The organism is Nocardioides candidus (genome assembly GCF_041321175.1).
Lineage (GTDB): Bacteria > Actinomycetota > Actinomycetes > Propionibacteriales > Nocardioidaceae > Nocardioides.
Window position 1 is genome coordinate 873827 of sequence record NZ_JBGGWC010000002.1, and the last position, 21938, is coordinate 895764.

Consider the following 21938-nt stretch of genomic DNA (forward strand, 5'->3'; position numbering starts at 1 on the left):
CCGGTTGCCCTACCTTTGCCGACATGCACCGTCGGGGGATCGTCGTGACCGCGCTGCTCGCGCTCCTCCTCAGCGGTTGCTCGGCAGGTGACGAGCGCACGTCAGCACCGCAGAAGGCCGACCGGTCGCGGTCCGCCCACGCACGGACCTCCGCGCCGGTCGCGAAGCCCACGAAGCCCGGCCGCACCACCGAACCGCCCGCGCCGCCCACGGCCACCTCGATCGCGGTCGCCCACCGCGGGGCTCCCACCGACGGCAGGACCGAGAACGGCCTTCCGGCCCTCGAGAACGCCGCCCGGCTGCACGCCGAGATGTCGGAGTTCGACGTACGACCCACGCTCGACGGCGAGCTGGTGATCATGCACGACGGCGGCCTGGTGCGCACGACCGACTGCCTCGGTCAGGTCGCCGGGCGCACGTATGCCGACATCGCCGCGCACTGCCGGCTCGACGACGGCAGCCCGGTTCCGACCTTGAGGGAGTTCCTTGGCACCGCGGTCGCCCGAGGACTGCCGTTGATGATCGAGCTGAAGGAGGGCCCCGGGTGGACGCCCGAGGTCTTCGCGCAGATGCGCGCGGACATGGAACCGCTCAGCCGGTTCGACGACAGCGTCTTCCTGTCCTTCGACGACGACCTGCTCGCGATGGCCCATGACACCATCCCCGAGCTCCCCGGCATCTGGATCGTCCCGCGGCGACTCTCGGTGTCCCGGTCCGTGATCGCCAAGCCGGTCGGCGGCTTCCTCATCGACGGCGAGCTCACGACCGACGGCTGGATGCGCGCCGCACGCGCCCACGACAAGCTGGTGTACGCGCGGGTCGTCGACAGCGTCGAGGGGTGGCAGCGCTGCGTGGACATCGGGATGGACGGCATCCTGACCAATCGGCTCACCGACTACCTGCAGTGGCGGGCCGCGACGGTCGACTGACTCACCGGGTCAGGACGTGGTCCGGCTTCCTCTGCAGGACGAGCTCACGGAGACCGTCGTCGATCGCACGCTGCGAGGCGCCTTCCACCGAGACCGAGAACGGCCAGTCGTGGTAGACCGAGCTGAGCGTGACGCGTCCTTCCCTGTTGAACCCGTCGTAGCGCCAGACCGTGCGGACCACGTCGCCGTCGGCGGACCTGATGAAGGTCTGGTGACTTCCTCGATCCTTCGAGGCGTAGCTGGCGTCGGCGAGTGCGGCGGACTGCCACTCGGTGTAGCGGATCAGGACGGGGTCGCCTGCGGCCGTCACCTTCGGGCACTGCCACACCGTCAGCCGTGGGTAGGGGAGCCGCTTCGGTCCGCACTCGCGCCGGTCGAAGCTCGGATACATCCACTCGAGGCCGGCCACCCCGGACGGGTCCGGACACTGCTGCGCCGACGAGGTCGTCATGCCGTTCCAGCAGGTCACGTCGTCGACGGGGGTCGGGGGCGGCTGCGTCCGGTCGGTGCCGTCGGAGGCACGGTCGGAGCCCCGGTCGCTTGCCGTGTCCGTCGAGGTGTCGGCGCCGGCGGAGTCCTGCGGCGAGTCGTCCCCACGGCTCAGCAGGACGGCTCCGGTCGTCGCCGCGCCCAGCAGCAGCGCGACCGCGGCGGCTGCGGCGACGACGCGCCACGGCGACCTCCCACCGCCTGGGGACGGCGGCCGCTGGGTCGGCGGTGGCGCCGGAGCGACAGGTCCGGAGAAGCCGGCGGGCGGGACGCCGTACGCCGCCTGGGTCGGCGGGTCCTCGTGGCCGAGCGGCGTCGGCGGCCACGCCGGCGGAGGGGGCGGCGTCGGGGACGGGGCGAAGGTCTTGACGATCGTGGGCTCGATGCCGCCGGTCGTCTCGCCGGCGGACGCGACCGCGCGCGCCGAGGAGCGCAGGGCGCTGGCCAGGGCGGAGGCGCTGCGAAAACGCCGCTCGGGGTCCTTGGCCAGGGTCATGGCCAGGATGCCGTTGACGGCACTGCCGTACGGGTTGGCGGCCGAGACCTGCGGCAGCTCGCCCCGCAGGTGCCCCATCAGCACCTGGGACGGCGTGCCGAGGTAGGGCGCAGCACCGGTGATGCACGCCCAGAGCACGCATCCCATGGCGTAGATGTCGGCGGCCACCGAGGCACCGCCGCCCTCGTGTCGCTCGGGCGCCAGGTAGGCGGGCGTGCCGATGAGACCCTGGGTGCGCGTCGCGTCGAAGTCCTCCACCGCTGCGATCCCGAAGTCGCAGAGCACGCCGCGGACGCTGCCGTCGCGCAGGGTCTTCAGCAGCAGGTTGGACGGCTTGACGTCGCGGTGCAGGACGCCGGCCGCGTGGGCCGCGGCGAGGCCGTCGGCCGCTCCGGCGAGCAAGGTCAACGCCTCGGCGACGGGCATCGGCCCCTGGGTCTCGATGCGGTTGCTGAGGTCGCCGCCCGCGACCAGCTCGGTCGCGATGAAGAGCCACTCGTCGTGCTCGCCGGCGTCGTAGACGCGGATCACGTGCGGCGAGTCGAGCCGGGCGAGCGCCCTCGCCTCGCGCAGGAACCGGTGGCGGTAACCCTCGTCGTCGGCCAGGTCCGGCGACAGGAGCTTCAGGGCGACGTCGCGCTGCAGGTCCTGGTGGACGGCAGCGAACACCACGCCCATGCCGCCGCGCCCCAGCCGCCCCACGATCCGGTAGCGGCCGAAGTCAGAACCAACCCCCGGCAACACGGCGTCACCCTACTGACGCGGCGCGCGCGCAACGGTGGAATCGGACAAAGAGGTCACCCGAGGTCAGGTCAGCTCGATGAGCAGGTGGATCAGGCTCGGGCGGTAGCGGTGGCAGCTGCAGGGCTGGCCCTTCAGCCGGCTGCCGACCATGCGCTCGGTGTCCGGAGCCGTGCAGCGGCCCTTGGACTCCTCGTGCTCTCCGTCGTGGTGACCGCACTTGCAGTCGATGCCCTGCTTGGCCAGGAACTTGCGCATGTCTTCCCCCTGAGGTCGTCGGTGAGGACTTCATTGACCCAGAGGTCGCGGCGCCGGGGAATGGGTCGATCACCCCATCTCGCGTTGGCGCGAATCGGCCCGAGCGCCGAGACGCGGGGATAGCATCCGAAGCTGATCCGACGCTCTCCGGACGACCTTGGGGGACCCATGAAGGCACGCAGTGCAACCATCCTCGCCGCGGCGCTGCTGGTGGCAGGGCAGACGCTGGTGCCCGCCGATGCGTCGGCGCCCACGAGCAGGGCGGACGACGAGCCCAGCACCGTGCACGGTCCCTACCGACCGCCGAAGGCACTGGTGACCGACGCCGCCGCGAGCTGCACCGACTTCCAGAGCGCGCACGCGGTGCCCGTCAAGGTCGAGGCCACCGAGCCGTCCGACCTGGGCCCGAGCGTGCATCCCCCACGGGGCGACCGAGCGTTCAAGTACAAGGCCCAGTTCCGCTACGCCATGGGCACGATGGTCGACTACCGCAACGACCAGGTGGCGAAGCTGCAGGACCTCACCACGTTGAGTGTCGCCGTGCTGTCCCGCCAGCACGCGGCGACGGGCATGGTCGCGGTGACCTACCAGACGTCCCCGGGCACCACCTGGTACGGCTCCCTGACGCTGACGCCGCAGGTGCAGGACCGCTGGAACACCGTCGACGCGGGCACCGCCGTGCTGAGCTGGCGCAGGAACAGCGACCCCGCGTCGGACTCCAAGACGATCGCCGAATTCGCCCGGGCCCACCCCAACAGCACGCACGCCCGCGTCGGCATCCTGTTCGGCTGCAACGGCACCAACTTCTACCTCGACGACCTTGCGGTCGGCTCCGCCGACAGCGTCCGGCGGTGGGACTTCCAGGGCGTGCGGACGCACATGACGTTCCGGCCGACCCAAGGACGCAAGCACATCTACACCTATCTCCAGCCTGCCTACCTGGAGACCTCGCTCACGAGTCCCGACGTCCCCGCACGCTTCCTGCTCGGGCAGGAGATCACCCACAAGACCTGCAAGGCGGATCACTGCCCGTCGAAGGACTACTCCAACAAGGCGAAGACGATGCGCATCAGGGCATGGCCCTACGCCGGCTGGACGGAGTGGGCCTACTTCGAGGGTGGGTCCGGATACGAACGGAGCAGCTATCCGCCGGTCATCGAGTGGAAGGTCCGGCCCTACGTCGTCGCTTCGGTCAACATCCAGCACCCCAAGCGGGGACAGACGCTGGTGGTGACCGGGAAGATCTCGCCCTGCCACGAGGGCCACAAGGTCTTCTTCCAACGGAAGCTCAACCACCACTGGCGGACCATCAAGTCCGCGGTTGCCACGGACTGCAAGCCCAACAAGCGCTCGCCGTACTCCGTCTACCGGCTCGCCGTGAAGCTGAAGACGGTCGGCCTCTGGAACTGGCGCGTGAAGCTCGACAGCATGGATCCGTGGGAGCCGGGGCTCTCGCGTGAGTACCGGCAGAAGGTGAGCGTGCCGCACCACCCGCAGCCCACTCCGACGCCCGCGCCGGTCTACATCCCACCGACCTACACGCCGCCGCCTCCTCCGGACCCGATCCCGCACGGCTGACAACGCGGTCCGGTCAGGGCACGACGACCCGCCGATCGACGCCTCCGACGGAGATCAACAAGACGTTGCCGTTGTAGGCGTAGGCCGCTGCGTCGAGTTCGCCCCTGCCCCGCCGGTCGACCTTGATCGACTTCTGGCAGTGGATCTCACACGGGGCGCCGATGGTCATCGTCTGGCTCGTCCCTGGGCTGAAGCCCGCGATGACGACCTTGTAAGCACGGCAGGTGCGGCCGGCAACCTGGTCCTCGCTGCTGCACTGGCTCGTCGTCGACTCGACCACGCGGACCGACTTCTTCTCGCTCTTGCCGCACTCGTGTGCGGGCGCGCCGGACGTGGAGAGATCGCCGGCTGTGACGGTGGCCCGGACGTCAGCACAAGTCTGCTCGCCCCCCGCGGGAGTCGGCAGGCTGAACCGCTTGTCCACGGAGACCCAGTGCTTCCCCTCGCGACGCTCGTAGGTCACGGTCGAGCCGGACGGGGGATCGACCGGGGCGATGGTGAAGTCCACGGAGAGGTAGGCCGGCTTCGCAGAGACCTTCGGGGCCTTCGGTGCGGGCGGCGGGGCGACGGTCGGGTCCGAGCTCGGAGGCTCGGTGGGCGTCGTGCTTCCGTCCGCGGCCGTGGGGTCGGTGGCGTCCTCGTCACTCCCCGACCAGGGCGCCACCGCGACGAGGACCACCGCCGCAACGGCGGCGAGGGCGAGCGCCACGATGCCCACGAGGACCGCCGACCGGCGACGACGCGAGGACGGCGGTGGTGATGACGACGGCACGAACGCACTCGGCGGCGGAGGCGGCACGGGTGCGCCGGGCGGGCGCTGCGACGTGGTGTTCGGGTCGGCCTCGGGGACGGCGACCGTCTCGACAGCAGGCGGTGCCGGGGGCGGCGGTTCCGAGGGCGGCGGCGCCGAGGGCGGCGGCGGAGCCGGCGGCAAGATCGCCGGTGACGCGGCCTCCGCCACCGGCGGCGGAGGGGGCAGCTCCACCGAGGCCTCGAGCGCGGCCGGCGGGGGGAGGTCGACCGAGGTGTCCGCGGCCGGTGGCGGGAGCATGTCGAACGAGGGCTCGTACGTCGGCACCGGCGGCGCCTCGATCGAAGGTTCCGCCGCGGGCACCGCGTCGGCGGCGAGGAAGTCGGCGCTCGGGGCGTCGGCCGGGGGCACCGGACCGACCCCGACGCTCTCGACGTACGGCACGACGATCGTGCCCTCGGGGACCACGCCTCGCTGGGTGTCGGTGGTGTCGTCGCGGTAGGAGCCCTGGAACAGGAACGGGTCGACGGCGCGGAGCGCGACGAGGACGTCGGCCGCGGAGAGGTAGCGCTGCGCCGGGTCCTTCGCCAAGGTGCCCGCCAGGACCTCGTTGAGCTGCGCCGAGTGAGGTACGCCGGCCTGCAGCTGCGGCACCGGGCCGTGGACGTGCCCGCGGAAGATCTCCGCCGACGTCCCCTGGTACGGCGGCCCGCCGGTGATCGTGGCCCAGAGCAGGCACCCGAGCGCATAGATGTCCGAGGCGACAGTGGCGTCCTCGCCCTGGTGCCGCTCGGGTGACATGTAGGTAGGGGTGCCGATCACCCCAACGGTCAGGGTGCTGTCGGAGCCGGCGACGGTCGCGATGCCGAGATCGCAGAGGATCGCCTGCCGGCGGCCGTCCGAGCGGGGACGCAGCAGCACGTTCGACGGCTTGATGTCGCGGTGCAGGATGCCCGCCTCGTGGGCCTCGGCCAGGCCCTCGCAGACCTGCGCGACGAGCTCGACCCCCGCGGCAAGGGGCAACGGGCCGGTGGTGTCGAGGACCTGCTTGAGGTCGCCGCCCTCGATGAGCTGGGTCGCGATGAACAGCCAGCCGTCCTGCTCGCCCGTGTCGTAGACACGGACGATGTGCGGGGAGTCGAGGCGGGCCAGGATCCGCGCCTCGCGCAGGAACCGGTGGCGGTAGGAGTCGTCGTCCGACAGGTCGGGCGTGAGCAGCTTCAGCGCGACCGGTCGGTCGAGGTCGCGGTGGACGGCGGAGAACACCACGCCCATCCCACCGCGTCCGAGCCGCCCCGTGATCCGGTAGCGCCCGAAGTCGGAACCCACCCCCGGAAGCACGGCGTCAACCTAGGCGATCGCGCGCCGCGCTGGGGCCGGTTCCGAAAACCGGTGTCACGCGGGCTCGCCGGCGCACAGCACCCGAGGGTTGCCGAACACGCCGTACCCGTCGTAGTCGGTGCTGGGGTACTCCATGGTCAGCCGCACCCGCAGGATCGACTGGATGTCGACGTCGACCCGGGCCGAGGGGCCGAGACCCCGGGTGCCGAGCGGGGTGCGAGCGCCGTCGGCGCTCATCGAGAAGGTCGCTCGCATGCCTGTCTCGGAGTCGTCGTCGATCCCGATGTCGGCGCGCAGCGTGGCGCAGCGGTAGGAGACGTTGTACTCCGCCCAGTCGGCCGTGCAGCAGGTGCCGTGGACGCTGTACTCGTAGCGGTGGCCGCCGATGGTGGCCGAGCCCTCGCTACTTCCCGAGTCGTCCACCATGGCGTAGGACGTCAGGTAGTACCACTGGTAGACCTTGTGGCTGAGGGTCTTCGAGCTCGTCGCCACACCGTTGCGGGTGTAGGTGGCGCGCCAGTAGTTGGTGCCCGACCCGGTCGCCTTGCCCGACGCCGCCCACGCACCACTCGCAGCGATGCGGGTCGACGCGACCGTGATCCACCTGCCCCGCTTGCGGGTCTTCCGCTGGAGCTTGAGCGCGACGCCGTGCGCGGCCGACGGTGCGTGGCCGGAGAAGCTCACGGTGTCGCCGGTCTCGACGAGGGCCGAGGCCGCACGGGTGATGGTGAGGGTCGGGGTCGCCTCGGCCGGAGCGGCCGGAGCGACGAGGAGGGCGGCGAGTGCCACCGCGGCGGCGACGAGCTGGGCGATGAAGGAGCGCATGCCGGCAATGCTCGATCCATCCGCCCGGCGCGTCCATGGGTCGAGCTCCCCATCCCCTGAGCCCATTTCGCGATTCGGCCCTGCCGGGCGGTGTGGCGTGCGATGGTCTGAAGCCATGGGGGCACGACATGGGGCGATCGCCGTACTCACGTTGCTCGGCTGCCTCCTCGCGGCCTGCACGGGCGATCCGGACACGTCGACGTCCGCCGTCAGCTCGATCCCGTCGACGCCCCACCACTCGAAGGGCCAGCGACCGCCGCGCACCTCGGCGCCGGCCGTCCCGCCCACCACCGCCCCGGCCGGCGCGACCGACCGGCCCAACATCATCCTGCTGCTGACCGACGACCAGACGGTCCAGGAGATGACCTACCTGCCGCGCACCCAGCGGTGGTTCACCGAGCACGGCACGACGTTCACGCACGCGTTCTCGCAGTACCCCCTGTGCTGCCCCGCCCGCGGCAGCCTCCTCACCGGACAGCTCCCCCACAACCACGGCGCGATGGGCAACAAGGTGCCGTGGGGTGCCTGGCCGAACTTCCGCGACGAGGCGGACACGCTGCCCGTGTGGCTGCAGGCCGCGGGATACCGCACCGCGATCGTCGGCAAGTACCTCAACGGCTACCCGGAGCCGGGCGCGGAGACGCTGGTGCCGCCGGGCTGGACGGACTGGCGGGTGCCGGTGACCGGTGAGTACAACTACCTGTCGCGGGTGGTCAACGAGAACGGCCGGCTGGTCCGGCGCAACGGCTACCACTCGACGTACCTCGCCGACGAGGTCACCGGGCTGATCGACTCCTACTCGGCCGACGACGCGCCCTTCTTCATCTGGGCGGGCTTCCTCGCCCCGCACGACGGCGGCCCGGCCGACCCTGTCGAGCCGGACCGCTCCCGGCCGCCCTTCCGCACGCCGTACGTCGAGCCGCGCTACCGCGGCACCGAGTCGAGCGAGCTCGGCGGGGCTCCGAGCGTGTTCGAGCAGGACCTCTCCGACAAGGTCGAGCTGCTCCGGCACTCCCACGACTTCACCCGGCACGACGTGGAGATCCAGGCCGAGCAGCGCCGCGAGTCACTCCACTCCGCCGACGACGCGGTGATGCGGATCATCGACGAGCTGCGGACGACCGGTGAGCTCGCGAACACCGAGCTCGTCTTCGTGTCGGACAACGGCTTCCTGCTGGGTGAGCACGGCCTCGACCAGAAGATCTACGGCTACGAGGAGTCCGTCCGCGTGCCGTTGCTGATGTCCGGGCCGGACGTGCCCGCGGGCGCGACCCGCGACCAGCTCGTGGGCATCGCCGACCTGGCGCCGACGATGCTCAGCTGGAGCGGTGGCACGACGGACCGGGTGATCGACGGCGTCTCGCTCACCGGCGTCCTCGACCACCCGGGCGAGCTCGAGCACCGCGACCTGCTGCTGGAGGCGGGCGGCGAGCCGTTCCCCCAGGTGGACCGGCTCTACACAGGGGTGCGGACCTGGGACGGCAAGGTCCTGCTCCGCTACTGGAACGGCTGGGTCGAGACCTACGACCTGGCCACCGACCCGTTCCAGCTCGACGGCACGACGTCGACGGACGAGGCCGGGTGGCGCGACGACCTGATCGCCGAGCTCGACCAGCTGCAGACCTGTGCCGGCGCGGACTGCCTGGTGGACTGACGGGCGAGGAGACGGAAGAGCATGGAACTCCATCACGAGCTCAAGGAGATGATCGGCGGCCACGGGTCGGGCCTGCTCGAGGACGCCACCACCTCCCGCGGCGCGATCGACGACGCGGCGACGTTCCGCGGGGCGCTCGACGACTACTTCCCCGAGGGCCGCATCCCGGCCGGCGAGATCAACCTCCTGGTCGACGCGGTGCGGTTGGGGGCGCTGTCGTCGTTGGTCCGGATGGTCGACTGGGGCGGGGATCCGGCGGCTTCGGTGGAGAGCGCCGCCAGTGCCTTCGCGCGCGACCGCGGCGGACTCCCCTACCCGGCCGCCGCCTGGGCGTGCGCCGTGCTGGGGTACGCCGTCGGGCGGGTGCCCGAGCACGTCGTACGACGCTTCCCGCCGATGTCCGCCGACCAATTGTGGTCGCACCCCTCACCGCCTCCCACCATGGCACCTCCGCCTCCACCGCCTCCGGCCGACGCGACGACCGCGCCGGTCGACCGCACGATGTGGTCGCCGTACGGCGACTCCTTCGGCGCGGGCGCCGAGGCGACGGTGGCGGGCGCGCCGCGGTACGCCGCCCCACCGCCGTACGCGCAGGGCACCAGGTCGGCGCCGCTCCTGCCGCCGCGTCGTCGGGGCGGTCGGGTGGCGCTCGCCGTCGTCGCCGCCGTCCTGGCCGCGGCGGCCGGGGGCGGCGTGGTGCTGGCGCTCAGCCAGGAGGGCGACGACCAGCGGGCCGGTGCCACCGCAGGCGCGCGCGACCGGACGGAGGCGCCTCCCTCGACCCCGGCGTCGTCGCCCACGGAGCCCGCACCGACCACCCCGGCGACGTCCTCGACGCCGCCCGAGCCGGTGCGCTCGGCCGATCCCCGTGAACCGGCGCCCGACGTGCCCGGTCTGCCGGTGACGCGCCTGGACCAACCGCTGTGCAACGACGCCTACGTCGTCATGCTGGCGAAGGGCTTCGGCACGAGCGACGGCTCCAAGCACACCGTGGCCCAGAAGTACTTCGGCCGGGCCGGCGAGTGGGACGTCGATCCGTCCGACCTGCGCTACCTGAGCAACCGCGGCTCGTGCCTCGGCGGCAGGCCCGGCGCCGACCCACCGGGCCTCCCGCCGACGTACCAGGTCTACGTCGGCCCGTACGACTCCGCGGCCGACGCCTGTCGCACGCGCGAGGTCGTGGGCGACCCACGGGCGTGGATCCGGCGCCTGGGCACCGAGGGTCCGCTCGGGGACTACTGCTTCTGCCAGGACACGCCCGCCGAGCTCGACGCGCAGACCGCCACGCTCCAGGAGTCCGCCGAGTACGGCGTCGTCGCCGAGGTGCAGCAGCTCTTCCTCTACAGCGACCGCAAGCTGTTCACGAGCTACAACCCCGGGATGCTGATCGGAGGGCGGATGCAGAGCTTCCACGAGGACCTGCAGGCGTTCCAGCTCGATCGCGGCCTGTCGGGCACCGGTGACTTCAACGTGGCGACGTGGGAGGAGATCCAGGCGCTCGCCCAGTGCGGGTGAGGCGGGCGTTCAGGCAGTGGCGAGCACGACGACGGTCATGTCGTCGTTGACCACGGCACCGCTGTCCCGTGCGTCCGCGATAGCTGATCGCAGGGGATCACCCCCAGCGGAGATCAGCTCCCACACCGGCGCCCCCGCCGCCTCACGGCTCAACGCCCATCTCGCCATCTCGTCGGTCAGCAGCAGCCACGAGTCCCCGGTCTCGGCGAGGCCCTCCACGAGGCGGATCGACGGCACCTGTCGCAAGGTGGTCGCGCCACTCGACAGCAGCAGGGGTGCCCCGTCCGCGCCCGCGGCGCTCTCGTAGGGGAAGCCGGTGACCATGTGGAGCCCGCGGTCCGAGGAGCGCAGCTGCACCACGAGTGCGTCTCCGACCGCGACAGCCCGCCAGACCCGGGTGTCATCGCGGCTCTGGACCGCCAGCCCGACGAACGTCGCGTGGGAGTCCCCCGCCGCCTGGTCCAGCCAGGAGCCTTGGTCGGGAGACGCCAGCTCGCGGAACCCCGAGGCCGCGGTCAGCGCCCAGGCGGTCAACGCCGCCCCGTCGAACGCCGGACTGTCCGTCACCCAGCGCTCACACAGCCACCGCGCCCACGCACCGGCGTTGTAGGAGCTCGACGCGCCATCGGCGACAGCCGCGCGGCCGGTCTCCGGAGCCACGGCCGAGGCGTCGTCGTTCTCGTCGTCGCTGGCGCCGGCTTTCGGCAGGGTGAAGGACACAGACGACAGGGCCACCAGCCCAGCCGCCTGACCGGCGACGGGCGGCGACGCCGGCAGCGACGACGGCAGGGACGGCGCCGGACCGGCCGAACGGCTCGCCGGCGGCTGGGGCGCGCGGTGCAGCCCCGCGGCCGCCGGCGCAGCCTCGCCCGCAGGTGGAGACGGGATCAGCAGGGCGAGCACGCCGGCACCGACCGCGCCGGCGGCCAGCCAGTACCAGTGGTCGCGAAGCCCCTCGTCGAGGTAGAGCAGGGCCCCGAACACCGCTGCGACCGGGACGAGGAGGCCGAGGACCACGCCGGCTGCGGCCGCCAGCGCACCTCGGTTCACAGGGCGCGTCCGATGCTCGTGCCGACGCTGAGGAACTGGGCCAGAGCACGGACGTCGGCGTTGTAGGCGAAGGCTCGTGCACCTCGCTCGACCGGGATGCCCTGCGACCGCGCGCTCTCCAGCATCGCCTCGGGGAGCTCCGAGGACCAGCCGAACATCCGGGCGGCGTACTGGTTGAGCCGGCCTTCCGCAGCCGGGGGGAACAGGACGGGCGCAGCCGCGCTGGTGGAGAGGTTGATGTTGAAGAGCAGCGCATTGCCGTCGCTCGTGGCCAGGCTCCTGATGCGTCGGGTCCACACCTCCGGGTCCCCGTCGGTCGCGAACCCGTCGGACAGGTTGAGGATGATCGGCGGGAACGCGTCGGGGTAGCGCTGGATCCAGTTGGCAGCCGTGCGTCCGGCCGCATCCAGCGCAGCGCACATGGGGGTGCCACCTCTTGCGAACGGCTCCACCCACACCGGCCGGTTCACGAGCGTCTCGCCGTTCCCGGCGACCTGCGCGATGCGGAGCGGTCGCTCGGCCAGCTCGGTGGTCGACATCAGACCGTAGGGATCGGCGGCACTCTCGCCGAGCTCCCGGCGCAGCACGACGTGCCCCGACCCATCGGTCGAGTATCCGATCACATCGACGAAGAAGTAGGGCCGCGGCGCTTCCCGAGGGTTCTTGACGCAGCGCAGCACCAGCTCGTAGATGAGGTTGTTGATCTGCTCCGCGACGGCTGTCGACTTCGGGGTCGGACCTCCGGCGATGCCCTCGTCCATCGACTCGGACTGGTCCACCAGGATCAGGATCAGCGCGGGATTGAGCCGGTCGACGCGCCGCTCGTGGGTCACGGGGTCGCCTCCGCACCCGACGGCGACGGGCCCGCCGAGGACAACGCCGCGCACGCCGCGGTCAGAGGGTCGTCGACCGTCGCCGAGGGCTGGTCGGCCACGAGCGCGGCGACTGCGTCGCACAGCGCCAGCAGCGTCGTGCGCCGCAGCTGGGCGTGCGGCGCGCACGAACGTGGCGTGACTTCCAGCTCCCAGTCGGCGCCGTCCCCCTCCATCTGTTGCGCGTGTACGACGACGGCATGGTCGCAGGTCGGGTCGAAGTCCTCTGACGAATCGGCGCCCGAGGACGCGCCCGACGTGGGCGCGACCGCGTCGTGACCTTCCGTGCCGTCATCGAGCTGGCTCGCAAGCACCAGGACCGCCGCGACGAGGAGCCCGACCAGAGCCCCCAACGTGGCCTGCAGGGTGGACCGATGGTTCACCGGGTCTCCTTCGAGTTGAGCTGCATGAAGGTCCCGCCCACCGCGAGGACCTGCCCGTCATGGAGGCGGACGGTCGCACCTCCGGGGAGTCGATGGCCGTCGATGACGCACTCAGCGGCGGCCTCGAGCACGATGCCGTGCTGGTCGGCGGTCATGCGCACGTGCATCGGTGCCGCTCCGGGCACACGGAGTGCCGCCCCGCGGTCGGAGCCCACGGTCATCGGACGGCGGTCGACGACGACCACGCGCCCGCGCAGCGGGCCTTCGATGACCGACACCCACGCGCGGCGTGCGACCCGCTCTGCAAGACCGATGGCGAGTCCGACCACCGCACAGGCGGCAACGACCGCGGCCAGGGTCCCGGGACTGGTCGGGTCAAGATCGAGCACCGTGCGGTTGAGGTCGTCGAGGATGAGGCGAGGTGCGCTCAGCAGGTGCAGGACCCCACCGACGTACCCGCCGAGCGCACCGCCGATGAAGCCGGAGACCGCGGCTCGACCGGACAGGCGGACGATGCCCACGCTCAGCCCGACCACGGTGCCGGCCACGGCCCACGGGAGTATCACCACCCACGCGGGCGGAGTGCCGGCGGACTTCGGGATCGAGGAGTAGGCGACGAGCTGGAAGAGGCCGAGCCCGAGGAGTCCGGCCGCGAGGCCGGTGATCGCTCCGGTCGCAGCGCGCTTCGAGGCGCGTACCCAAGCCTTCAGCGTGAGGTCCGGGACCGCAGCGACGGCGCTCGTCAGCAACGCACCGATCGCTGCCATCATGAAGCCGGGGCGCACGCGGAGGTCCAGCGAGGGCCAAAGAGCGCCGCACAGCAGACACGCGAGGACGCCTGCGATGACGCCGCCAGTCACGCCGCTGATGGCTGCGTTGAGGCCGAGGAAGTTGAGGACCGAGCGCCGTTCCACCGTGTGGACCGGGCCCTGCACGACGCCCACGTTGCTGCTCCCCCGCACCGGTGGCGGGGGCGGCGACGGAGCCGCGCGTCTGACCGGCTCCTCGGCCACGGCGGCCTCGTCCCACCACGCGGTGGACCCGCCCGCCGTGGTCGGGGCCTCGGAGACGACCACGCGGTGCGCCGAGGCAGACGGAGGCGGCGGCGGCATCGTCGCCGCCGCGAACGGCGGCGGAGATGGTGGTGCCTTCTTGACAGGTGGACGGAGGCCGACCTGCAGATCGGCCAGGCGGGGTGGCTCGCTCGCGCGGCAGAGATCTTCGAGGTGACGCGTGAGCCGCTGGACCTCGGGGTCTCGGGACGCCCTCAGGGCGGCCCATCGCTCCCCCACGCCCGGCTGGGTGAAGTCGACGTTCGAGAGCACCAGGTTCTCGCCGTCGTGGAATCGCCACAACCCGGGGTCGGCACTCAACGCACGGAGGCTCAGGTAGCCGACGACCAGGCTGAAGGCGTCGATGTCAGGACCCCAGTGGGCCGGGCCGCGACGGGGGTGCTGGAAGTGCGGATGCCCGAGCTCCGAGGGCGCCATGGCGGGCGACATCCCCGGGATGAACATGCCATCGAGGTCCACCAGCCGCAGGTCCTCGTTGTCGACGAGGACGTTGCCGCACTGCAGGTCGCCGTGTGCGACGCCGAGATCGATGAGCCGTTGCCCGAGGGCGAGCCACTCGTCGGCGAGCGACGCGAGGAACGCGGGTTGGTCCACTGCGGCCTCGACCGCGTGGTCCAGGGGAACGCCGGGGACCCATGGCATCACGATCGCCGGTCGTCGCTGGCCCTCCACCGGCACCGCCGCATCGACCCACAGCGACGGAGGCAGGTAGTGGAGGTCATGGCCCCGGGTGAAGTCCGCCAGCATCCGGTAGCGCTGGGCGGCCTGACCTGGATCGCGCGTGAAGCAGCGCAGGGCCAGCGGCCCGTCCGGGTGGTCGAGCTCCACGACGACGGCATTCTGGCCGGTCGCGGCCAGGGGGGCGCCCCACGCATTCGTGGAGGCGACGGTGGCCGCCGCGAACTCACGCACCCCGTAGAGCGGATGCGGGTCGGCCTGCAGCGCTGCGAGGTAGTCGCTCGCCGTCGGCCACATCGTGCCCCTGGCCCCCTGTGGCCGCGATGGAGGGGAGACCGCGGTCCGGAACCCTGCGGGCCATCCGGAGGCGCGGGGGACGTCCCCGCTCTCGAGCTCGGTGTCGGCGAGCGACGGCGCGGGCGCCATCGCGTCGAGCGCCGCGACGACCTCGGCGGCCGACTGGTAGCGCTCGGCCCGGTCCCTGGCGAGCGTCTTGCGCAGCACGGAAGCGAACTCGGGGCTCACTCCGAGGGCATCCACGTCAGGGGACGGGCCGCTCAGGATGTCGGTGATGATCTTGCTGATCGACGACCCCGCCGAGGAGAACGGCGGCTGTCCGGCCAGCGCTGCGTAGACGGTCACTCCGAGCGAGTAGACGTCGGACCCGGCCCAGGCGTCATCGCCCTGGAGGAGCTCGGGAGACGTGTAGGCGATGGTGCCGGCGAGTCCCTGCACCGTCGACCGCGACCCATCGACGAGACGTGCGATCCCGAAGTCGGCCAGCAACGGCTCGTCCTGCCGCGAGAGCAGGATGTTGCCGGGCTTGACGTCGCGATGGAGCACCCCCGCGGTGTGAGCGCTGTCGAGCGCGAGGGCGATCCGACGAAGGAGACCGCGTGCGGGGCCCTCGCTCCACGGACCGTCCCGACGCAGACGCGCGTCCAGCGAGCCGCCGGGGGCGAACTCCATCACGAGGTACGGCGACCCGTCGGGCGCCACGCCCGTGCTGTAGACCGTCACGATCTCCGCACATCCGTCGAGCTGCCCGATGGCGCGGCACTCCCGCGAGAAGGAGTCGAAGCCGGCGTCGTCCGCCGCGAGCCGGAACACCTTGATGGCGACCGTTCGGTCGAGCGCGATCTGCCGGGCGCTGAAGACCGAGCCGAAGGACCCACGGCCGATGACGGCGATCCGATCGAAACCTTCGATCCCGAGGTTGACCCCAAGGTCCGTCACGAGTGCCCCCATCGAGCTCGCGTCCAGTGCCGACCCGTGCCCGATTCACGGCTTGCAGCCGCACACGCTAGCAACGGGCGCGGGCCGCGGGAGCCCAATCCGAAATCCTCTTGGACGGCCCTCGAGGCGGGACGGTCCCTCCTCCACCCGCGCATCAGCAGTTGTCCGTGGCGAACTTGTCGACGCGGTCGAGCGGACCGGAGATCTCGAACCAGCCGACCATCGCCGACGCGAACCCGGCGAGCGGGTCGCCGGCAGCCTGCCCGGCGAGCTCGTCCTGCTTCTTCCACTGGTCGCGGACCGCCTCGGTGTCGACCCGGATCTCCTCGGGTGCGACCTCGGCGAGCTCGGTCCACATCTGGGAGATGTCGCCGATCGCCGACGCGGCCTGGACGAGACCGGCAAGGGCGTCGCCGTCGTCGATGGCACCACTGGCCGCGTCCATCGACGTCAGGTAGCGGTCCTTGTGCTTGTTCAACGTGTCGCAGAAGGCGTCGGTCGAGCGACCGTCGTCGCAGCCGGCGACGCCTCCGGCCACCAGCACCACCACTGCCACCAGCATGCTCGTGCGCACCGTCATCGTCGTGACCTCTTCCGCGTCGTCGGGTCGTGCCGCCGGTCGATGGTGCGTCACTCGCGTCGCCCGCGCCATGGGTTCTTCGACCCATTCCGCGCCGGCCGGGCCGTCCCTAGCGTTCGGGCAACACCAAGCCCAGGAGGCCAGCATGCACACCACTTCGCGGTTCACCCGCCTCTCCCTCGCCGGTGCCGGGATCGGCGCGACTCTCGGGCTCTCGGTCCTCACAGGCTGCGGGATCCTCAACCCCGGACCGGAGTTCGCCGAGGGCGACTGCGTGAAGATCGATCCACACCTGACCGACTCCGAGCTCGAGAAGGCGACGTGCAGCAACAACGCCGGCGTGCTCGAGGGCGACGAAGCGGTCTACGAGGTCAAGCACGTCATCGACGGGAAGGACGGGTCATGTCCGATGCTCGAGGGCTTCTTCCCCGTCACGTTCTCCGACGAGCCGACGGACACGACGTACTGCCTCGTCCTGGCCACCGGCCAGTGATTTCGAATTTCGTCGGTGCATTCGGCGTCGAACGACGACACTGAGCCACAGCGCGAGGGATGGGGACCGATGACGCCGAACTACTGCCGCCACTGCGGAGCCGGGCTCGCGGCCGGCGTCGCGTTCTGCGCATCCTGCGGTGAACGCGTCGACCAGAGGACGAGCGCCGCGCCCGCGGCCGAGGTGACCGCCGCGCGGCCGCTCCCGACGCCGCCTCCTCCGCCGCCACCGCTCGTCGTCCCTGCTCCCGCGCCGCAGTCCGCGTTCCCCTTCGCGCCTGCGCCGCCGCCCCGACGGCGGTCGCCCCACGTCTCGATCCTTCTCGGCGTCGTGCTCGTCATGTTCCTCGCCGGTGCGGGCATCGCCTTCGTCGTCAGCCGCAGCGCGGACCGTGATCAGGACGCGGGACCGACCGGCACGCGCGAAGGAGACCTCGAGGTGCTCCCGGCGGGCTTCGACGGCGGTGTCTCGCTCACCTCCCAGCCCGGACGGACCTGGGTCTTCCACGCCGACGACGTCCTCCCGGGCGGCACCGTGTACGTCGCGACCACACTCGACGACGCGATCGTCGCGACGGTGGGTCGCAACCGCCAGCAGGTCGTCGCCGGCATCGACCCGGACGACGGCAGCGTGCTCTGGCAGGACTCCGGAGAGCGCATCGGAGACTGGTGCTCGGCCGTCGACGACGCCACCCGACTCGTCTGCAGCCTGCCCGACGAGGCGGGCGTCGCCGTGGTCGACGCCCGGACCGGCGAGATCGGGGAGACCTACGAGGTCCGCCATGCGGAGTGGGTCAACAGCATCGGCCCCGTTCTCTACGTCGGGTCGAGGATCGGCGGGCACTGGAGCTACAGCGAGACCCTGACGGCCCTCGACCTCGACACCTTCGACCGGCTCTGGTCGACCGACCTCAACGCGGACGGCGGCAGCGAGGACTACGGGAGCTCGGTCGTGCAGGCCGCGGGCGGTGACCTCTTCATCCACACCGGCCCCACGGCCTGGCGACTCTCCCCCGGCGGCTTCGTCCTCTCCCGTTTCGCGATGGGCTTGCAGGACGACCTGCATGACGGCTACCGCACGGGGAGCGGTTCGGCACTGCGCCGGTGGGACCGCTCACTGGTCCTGCGCGGGCACGGTGCCTTCTGGTGGGGCTCCGACTACAACCACCTCGTGATCGACGGTCGCGTGGGCCTCGGCGAGACGCTCTACGACGTCGCCACCGGCGATGCCCTGTGGTCGACATCCGACGTCACCGGCTACGACGTGACCTCCGCGAGCTGGGAGTGGTCGCCGCTGGAGGACTACCTGCTCGCAACGGACTTCTCGGACGACTACGAGCCGATCGGCACCACGCTCGTGGATCCTGGGTCCGGCGAGGCGCTGTGGCACAGCGACACCGGCATCGAGGCGTACTCCAGCGTGGAGACCGACGACGCGTTCGCGACGGTCACCGGTGACGAGGGCTATCGCGAGGTCGTGGTGCTCGCCTCCGCCGACGGCGAGATCGCCTGGTCGGCGGACCTGTCGGAGATCGACTCGTACGACGACTACTCCTCCCTCGTGCCGGGCCTGACCAGCAGCACGCTGATCGCCACGAGCGACCTCGGCATCAAGGGCTTCACGGACTTCGCGGGCACGGGCGCGAGGGACGACTCCGGCGACACGACGGACTCCGGGTCGGACGACACGGCGTACACCACCGCCTGCGGGTCGCCGCCGGAGTTCACCCCGGTCGCTTCCGTCGCCGCCAACGGAGGCATCACCATCACCTACGAGGTGCACGCGACCTGCCCGGGCGGCCAGTGGCTGAACCTGAGCCAGCTCCGCGTGCCGTTCGTGGTCGACGGCGACGGCAGTGACGTGGACTCCGGCTACCTCTACGCCGACGGCTACTTCGACTTCAGCGCCGACCCCTACTGGATCCCCGACGAGGGCGAGACCCTCGACCTCGTCTATCCGTACGGCCAGACGACCGTCCCTGCCGACGACATCGCGCAGGCGATCGCCGACGACGGCGGTTCGGGCGAGGTCGTCTTCGTCCCCTGCGAGCAGGGGCCCTCGAGCACCGAGGGCGCGGTCCCCGACAGCCCGGAGTACGGCGCCGACCCGTCGGACCCCAACGTCGCCGCCGGCTCGCCCGACGACAGCGTCAGCACGGAGGACCGTGAGGAGTCGGCCCTCGAGGCGCTGCAGCGGATCGCCGCCGAGGACGAGGTCTACGTCGAGGGTCTGGACTGGACCGCCCAGCTCTCGTCGAAGAAGCCGGGCACCTACGACGACGGCATGGTCTACGACAGCTACGACGACATCCTCGCGCTCCACCTGCAGCTCCGCGCGCAGTTCCCGGGCTCGCTCCTGTTGTTCAGCTCCGACTGGCCGGGCACCTACGGTCCGAAGAGCAGGGGCTACTGGGTCACCCTGAGCGGCGACTCGGACCTCACGACCCAACCGGTGCTGGACTGGTGCAACGAGCAGGGGCGCGGGTCGGGCGACTGCTGGGCCGTGCGCGTACGACGGACCGGCGACCCGGCCGACAACGTCGACCACGCACCCGCGGACGAGCGGAACAACTGACCTACTCGAGGTAGGCGCGGCGACCGTCGATGACGATGGATGCACCGTCGCCTGGTCGCGGCCACCACGAGTAGACGAACTCGTTCGCCCGGCCATGTCGATCGGTCGTCACCTCGTTGGCCGCATTGTCGAGATCGCCGCTCGGGAAGTAGTTGGCGAACCGGATCGTCTTGTTCGGGGGGAAGCCACTCAGCACGACCCAGTGCTGGCAGTACTCCTGATCGAATTTCTTGTCGTAGGCACATCCGCCGTGCCACTTGTATCGGACGGTCTTGTCCTCGGACCTTCCGCAGACCGTGCGGGTCGGTCCGTGCTGCGTCAGTCGACCCACGCGCCCAACCGACCGCACGGTCGCGCAACCAGGGAGACCACCTTCACGAGTGCCGACCTCGAAGTCAGCGCCGACCCTGTGCCAGCCTGACGGACGTCGGACCTCGACCCACGAGACCTTCGCCTCGTTGCTCGGTACGTGCAGCTTGAAATCGACGGCGCGGTAGGCCGGATGACCCGTGCCGGTCGGCTTTCCCGGCGCGGCCCACGGATCCATCGTGACCACGACCGATCCGCCCCGGACGGTCTTCCCGTCGATGTCGAAGAGAGGGACCACCTCAGCCCGGTAGACCCCGTTGCCCGGCGTCCGCACCCGGGCATCGTCCTCGTCGTCGAACTCGACGTTGCGACTGCTGCCGGCGATACGCAACGAGTAGCCCTCGGGCGGCTCCGTCGGCCCGAGGGGCGGGTGGAACCGGAGCCGCACCTCGTGGTCGGCGGTGCCGATCACGTCGACGCCTGCCGGTGCGGGAGCGACGCACTCGGTGATGTCGCCCGCGCCGGACGGCAGGTCGGCAGTGTCGTCGCCGTGCGCGGCGGCGAACTGCGCACCCAGCACGGACGCGACGACCTCGGGTCCCTCGCGGGCGAGGCAGCGCATGCCCTGGTCGCCGTACTTCCAGCGCTTCGCGAGGACCGACGCCCAGTCACTGCCGAGACAGTCGATCGCGGCGCTCTCGTACGCCGTCGCCAACCGGGCGGTCCAGACATCGTCGTGGTACTTCGAGTCACCGTCGAGGAGGCCGACGCTCCGCAGCCCGCCCGCCCGGTGCTCGTCGACGAACTGTCGCGAGGCACACTTCGCATCGTGCTCGTCGAGCCACCCGATCCGGACCGAGTCGGCCAGCACGTCGGCGGCGTGCTTGTCCGCTGTCGAGAGCGGACCGAAGCCGAGCCGCCCGGTCGCGTAGGCCACACCGAAGCCCGCGAGCACGGCGACGACCAGCAATGACGTCAGCACGGACACAGCTGCTCGCGTCCCCGAGTGACGCGTCGGCCCGGCGATCGTGACGACGACCCCGCTGTCCTCCTCGACCGGCGCGGTCGGAGCCGGCTGCGCCGGCGGTCGGGTGGCGCCGACAGTGGGCGGCGGCGGCGCCGCGAGGACCGGACGGTCCTCGGTGTCGCCGTCGTGCCACCAGCCCGCGTCGTCAGAGGTCCGGCGCACCTCCGCCAGCGGTGGCGCCACCGCCGTGGGTGCCGCCGCGCTGCTGAATTCGACCGCTGCGAGCGCGTCGGCGAGCTGCCGTGCGGTCGCGTAGCGGTCCGCGGGCGCCTTGGCCATGGCCTTGGCGAGAACGACGTTGATCGGTCCGGCCCCGGTTGCCGTCAGAGGCAGCTGCGGGACGGGCTCGCGGAGGTGGGCGAAGAGGACCTGCACGGCCGTGCCGACGTACGGCGGCCGGCCGGTCAACGCCGCCCACAGCAGGCATCCCAGCGAGTAGATGTCCGTGGCGACCGTCGCTGGCTGCCCCTCGTGGCGCTCCGGCGCCATGTAGGTGGGCGTGCCGATGATGCCCTGGGTCTGGGTGTGCTCCTCGTCCTCGACCGCAGAGATGCCCAGGTCGCACACCACGGCACGCACCTCGCCGTTCGGGCGTCGGCGGATCAGCACGTTGGACGGCTTGATGTCGCGGTGAAGGACGCCGGCGTCGTGCGCGGCGGCGATCCCCTCGGTCGTCTGCCGCACGAGGTCGATTGCGGCGGCGGCCGGTAGGCCGTCCCTGGGGATGAAGTTCGTCAGGTCGCCGTCGGGCACCAGCTCGGTGGCGATGAACAGCCAACCGTCCCGCTCGCCCGCGTCGTAGGCCTTGATCAGGTGGGGTGAGTCGACGCGCCCCAGTGCGCGCGCCTCGCGCAGGAACCTGTTGCGGAACGACTCGTCCTCCGACAGCTCCGGCGCCATGATCTTGAGGGCGACGGAGCGTTCGAGGTCGCGATGGACGGCCGAGAAGACGACGCCCATGCCGCCCTGGCCGAGGCGGCCGGTGATCCGGTAGGGACCGAAGTCCTCTCCCATGCGCGGCAACACGCCGTCAGGTTACGAACGCTCGTGCGCGGCCGTCGGTCGAATGCGCGAAGTCTTTACCTT

General features: G+C 71.4%; 16 protein-coding genes. 6 read left to right on the top strand and 10 right to left on the bottom strand.

All coding sequences use genetic code 11. The annotated features are described in order from the left end of the window. Nucleotides 1-23: 23 nt before the first annotated feature. Nucleotides 24-929, top strand: coding sequence for a glycerophosphodiester phosphodiesterase (locus ACAX67_RS13995; RefSeq protein ID WP_370704461.1), 906 nt, complete (start codon nucleotides 24-26; stop codon nucleotides 927-929). Between the two features lies 1 nt (nucleotide 930). Here the strand turns inward: ACAX67_RS13995 and ACAX67_RS14000 are convergent, their stop codons facing one another. Together ACAX67_RS14000 and ACAX67_RS14005 are read right to left on the bottom strand one after the other, a co-directional pair. Continuing rightward, a complete protein-coding gene (locus tag ACAX67_RS14000) occupies nucleotides 931-2658 on the bottom strand; it encodes a serine/threonine-protein kinase (protein ID WP_370704462.1) in 1728 nt (575 codons plus the stop codon). Between the two features lie 63 nt (nucleotides 2659-2721). Next, nucleotides 2722-2913 (bottom strand): hypothetical protein, encoded by a 192-nt coding sequence (locus ACAX67_RS14005; protein WP_370704463.1) that lies wholly within the window; start codon nucleotides 2911-2913, stop codon nucleotides 2722-2724. 168 nt (nucleotides 2914-3081) lie between these two features. On the opposite strand from ACAX67_RS14005, the gene ACAX67_RS14010 reads away from it, so the two are divergent. Further along, on the top strand, nucleotides 3082-4491 hold the full coding sequence (locus ACAX67_RS14010) for a hypothetical protein (RefSeq protein WP_370704464.1): 1410 nt from the start codon (nucleotides 3082-3084) through the stop codon (nucleotides 4489-4491). 13 nt (nucleotides 4492-4504) lie between these two features. On the opposite strand, the gene ACAX67_RS14015 is transcribed toward ACAX67_RS14010, so the two are convergent. Both ACAX67_RS14015 and ACAX67_RS14020 read right to left on the bottom strand, forming a co-directional pair. Next, nucleotides 4505-6583 carry a serine/threonine-protein kinase gene (locus tag ACAX67_RS14015; RefSeq protein WP_370704465.1) on the bottom strand — a complete coding sequence of 693 codons (2079 nt, stop codon included), beginning with the start codon at nucleotides 6581-6583 and terminating at the stop codon, nucleotides 4505-4507. Between the two features lie 54 nt (nucleotides 6584-6637). Beyond that, on the bottom strand, nucleotides 6638-7408 hold the full coding sequence (locus ACAX67_RS14020) for an NPCBM/NEW2 domain-containing protein (protein WP_370704466.1): 771 nt from the start codon (nucleotides 7406-7408) through the stop codon (nucleotides 6638-6640). Between the two features lie 115 nt (nucleotides 7409-7523). On the opposite strand from ACAX67_RS14020, the gene ACAX67_RS14025 reads away from it, so the two are divergent. Continuing rightward, entirely contained in the window at nucleotides 7524-9062 is a 1539-nt protein-coding gene (locus ACAX67_RS14025; protein ID WP_370704467.1) for a sulfatase family protein, read from the top strand. Between the two features lie 21 nt (nucleotides 9063-9083). Beyond that, on the top strand, nucleotides 9084-10577 hold the full coding sequence (locus ACAX67_RS14030; protein WP_370704468.1) for a superantigen-like protein SSL4: 1494 nt from the start codon (nucleotides 9084-9086) through the stop codon (nucleotides 10575-10577). 9 nt (nucleotides 10578-10586) lie between these two features. Here ACAX67_RS14030 and ACAX67_RS14035 read toward each other — a convergent pair whose 3' ends face one another. From ACAX67_RS14035 to ACAX67_RS14055, 5 genes are all read right to left on the bottom strand, one after another. Continuing rightward, nucleotides 10587-11627: a hypothetical protein gene (locus ACAX67_RS14035; protein ID WP_370704469.1), complete on the bottom strand. Its 1041-nt coding sequence runs from the start codon at nucleotides 11625-11627 to the stop codon at nucleotides 10587-10589. Continuing rightward, the gene (locus tag ACAX67_RS14040; protein ID WP_370704470.1) at nucleotides 11624-12460 is read right to left on the bottom strand and encodes a hypothetical protein; all 837 of its coding nucleotides are present in this window, start codon (nucleotides 12458-12460) and stop codon (nucleotides 11624-11626) included. Before ACAX67_RS14040 ends, ACAX67_RS14035 begins: the two co-directional genes overlap by 4 nt. Then, entirely contained in the window at nucleotides 12457-12882 is a 426-nt protein-coding gene (locus tag ACAX67_RS14045; protein ID WP_370704471.1) for a hypothetical protein, read from the bottom strand. The genes ACAX67_RS14040 and ACAX67_RS14045 overlap by 4 nt, the downstream gene beginning before the upstream one ends. Continuing rightward, a complete protein-coding gene (locus tag ACAX67_RS14050) occupies nucleotides 12879-15869 on the bottom strand; it encodes a protein kinase domain-containing protein (protein WP_370704472.1) in 2991 nt (996 codons plus the stop codon). The genes ACAX67_RS14045 and ACAX67_RS14050 overlap by 4 nt, the downstream gene beginning before the upstream one ends. A 154-nt stretch (nucleotides 15870-16023) precedes the next feature. Continuing rightward, the gene (locus tag ACAX67_RS14055; RefSeq protein WP_370704473.1) at nucleotides 16024-16449 is read right to left on the bottom strand and encodes a hypothetical protein; all 426 of its coding nucleotides are present in this window, start codon (nucleotides 16447-16449) and stop codon (nucleotides 16024-16026) included. A gap of 145 nt (nucleotides 16450-16594) precedes the next feature. Between ACAX67_RS14055 and ACAX67_RS14060 the strand changes: the two genes are divergently transcribed. Further along, complete coding sequence (locus tag ACAX67_RS14060; protein WP_370704474.1) at nucleotides 16595-16942, top strand: hypothetical protein; 348 nt, start codon at nucleotides 16595-16597, stop codon at nucleotides 16940-16942. 69 nt (nucleotides 16943-17011) lie between these two features. Next, entirely contained in the window at nucleotides 17012-19516 is a 2505-nt protein-coding gene (locus ACAX67_RS14065; protein WP_370704475.1) for a BamB-related PQQ repeat family beta-propellar protein, read from the top strand. A 1-nt stretch (nucleotide 19517) separates the two neighbouring features. Here ACAX67_RS14065 and ACAX67_RS14070 read toward each other — a convergent pair whose 3' ends face one another. Then, nucleotides 19518-21878, bottom strand: a complete 2361-nt coding sequence (locus ACAX67_RS14070; protein WP_370704476.1) for a serine/threonine-protein kinase — start codon at nucleotides 21876-21878, stop codon at nucleotides 19518-19520. Nucleotides 21879-21938: the final 60 nt, after the last annotated feature.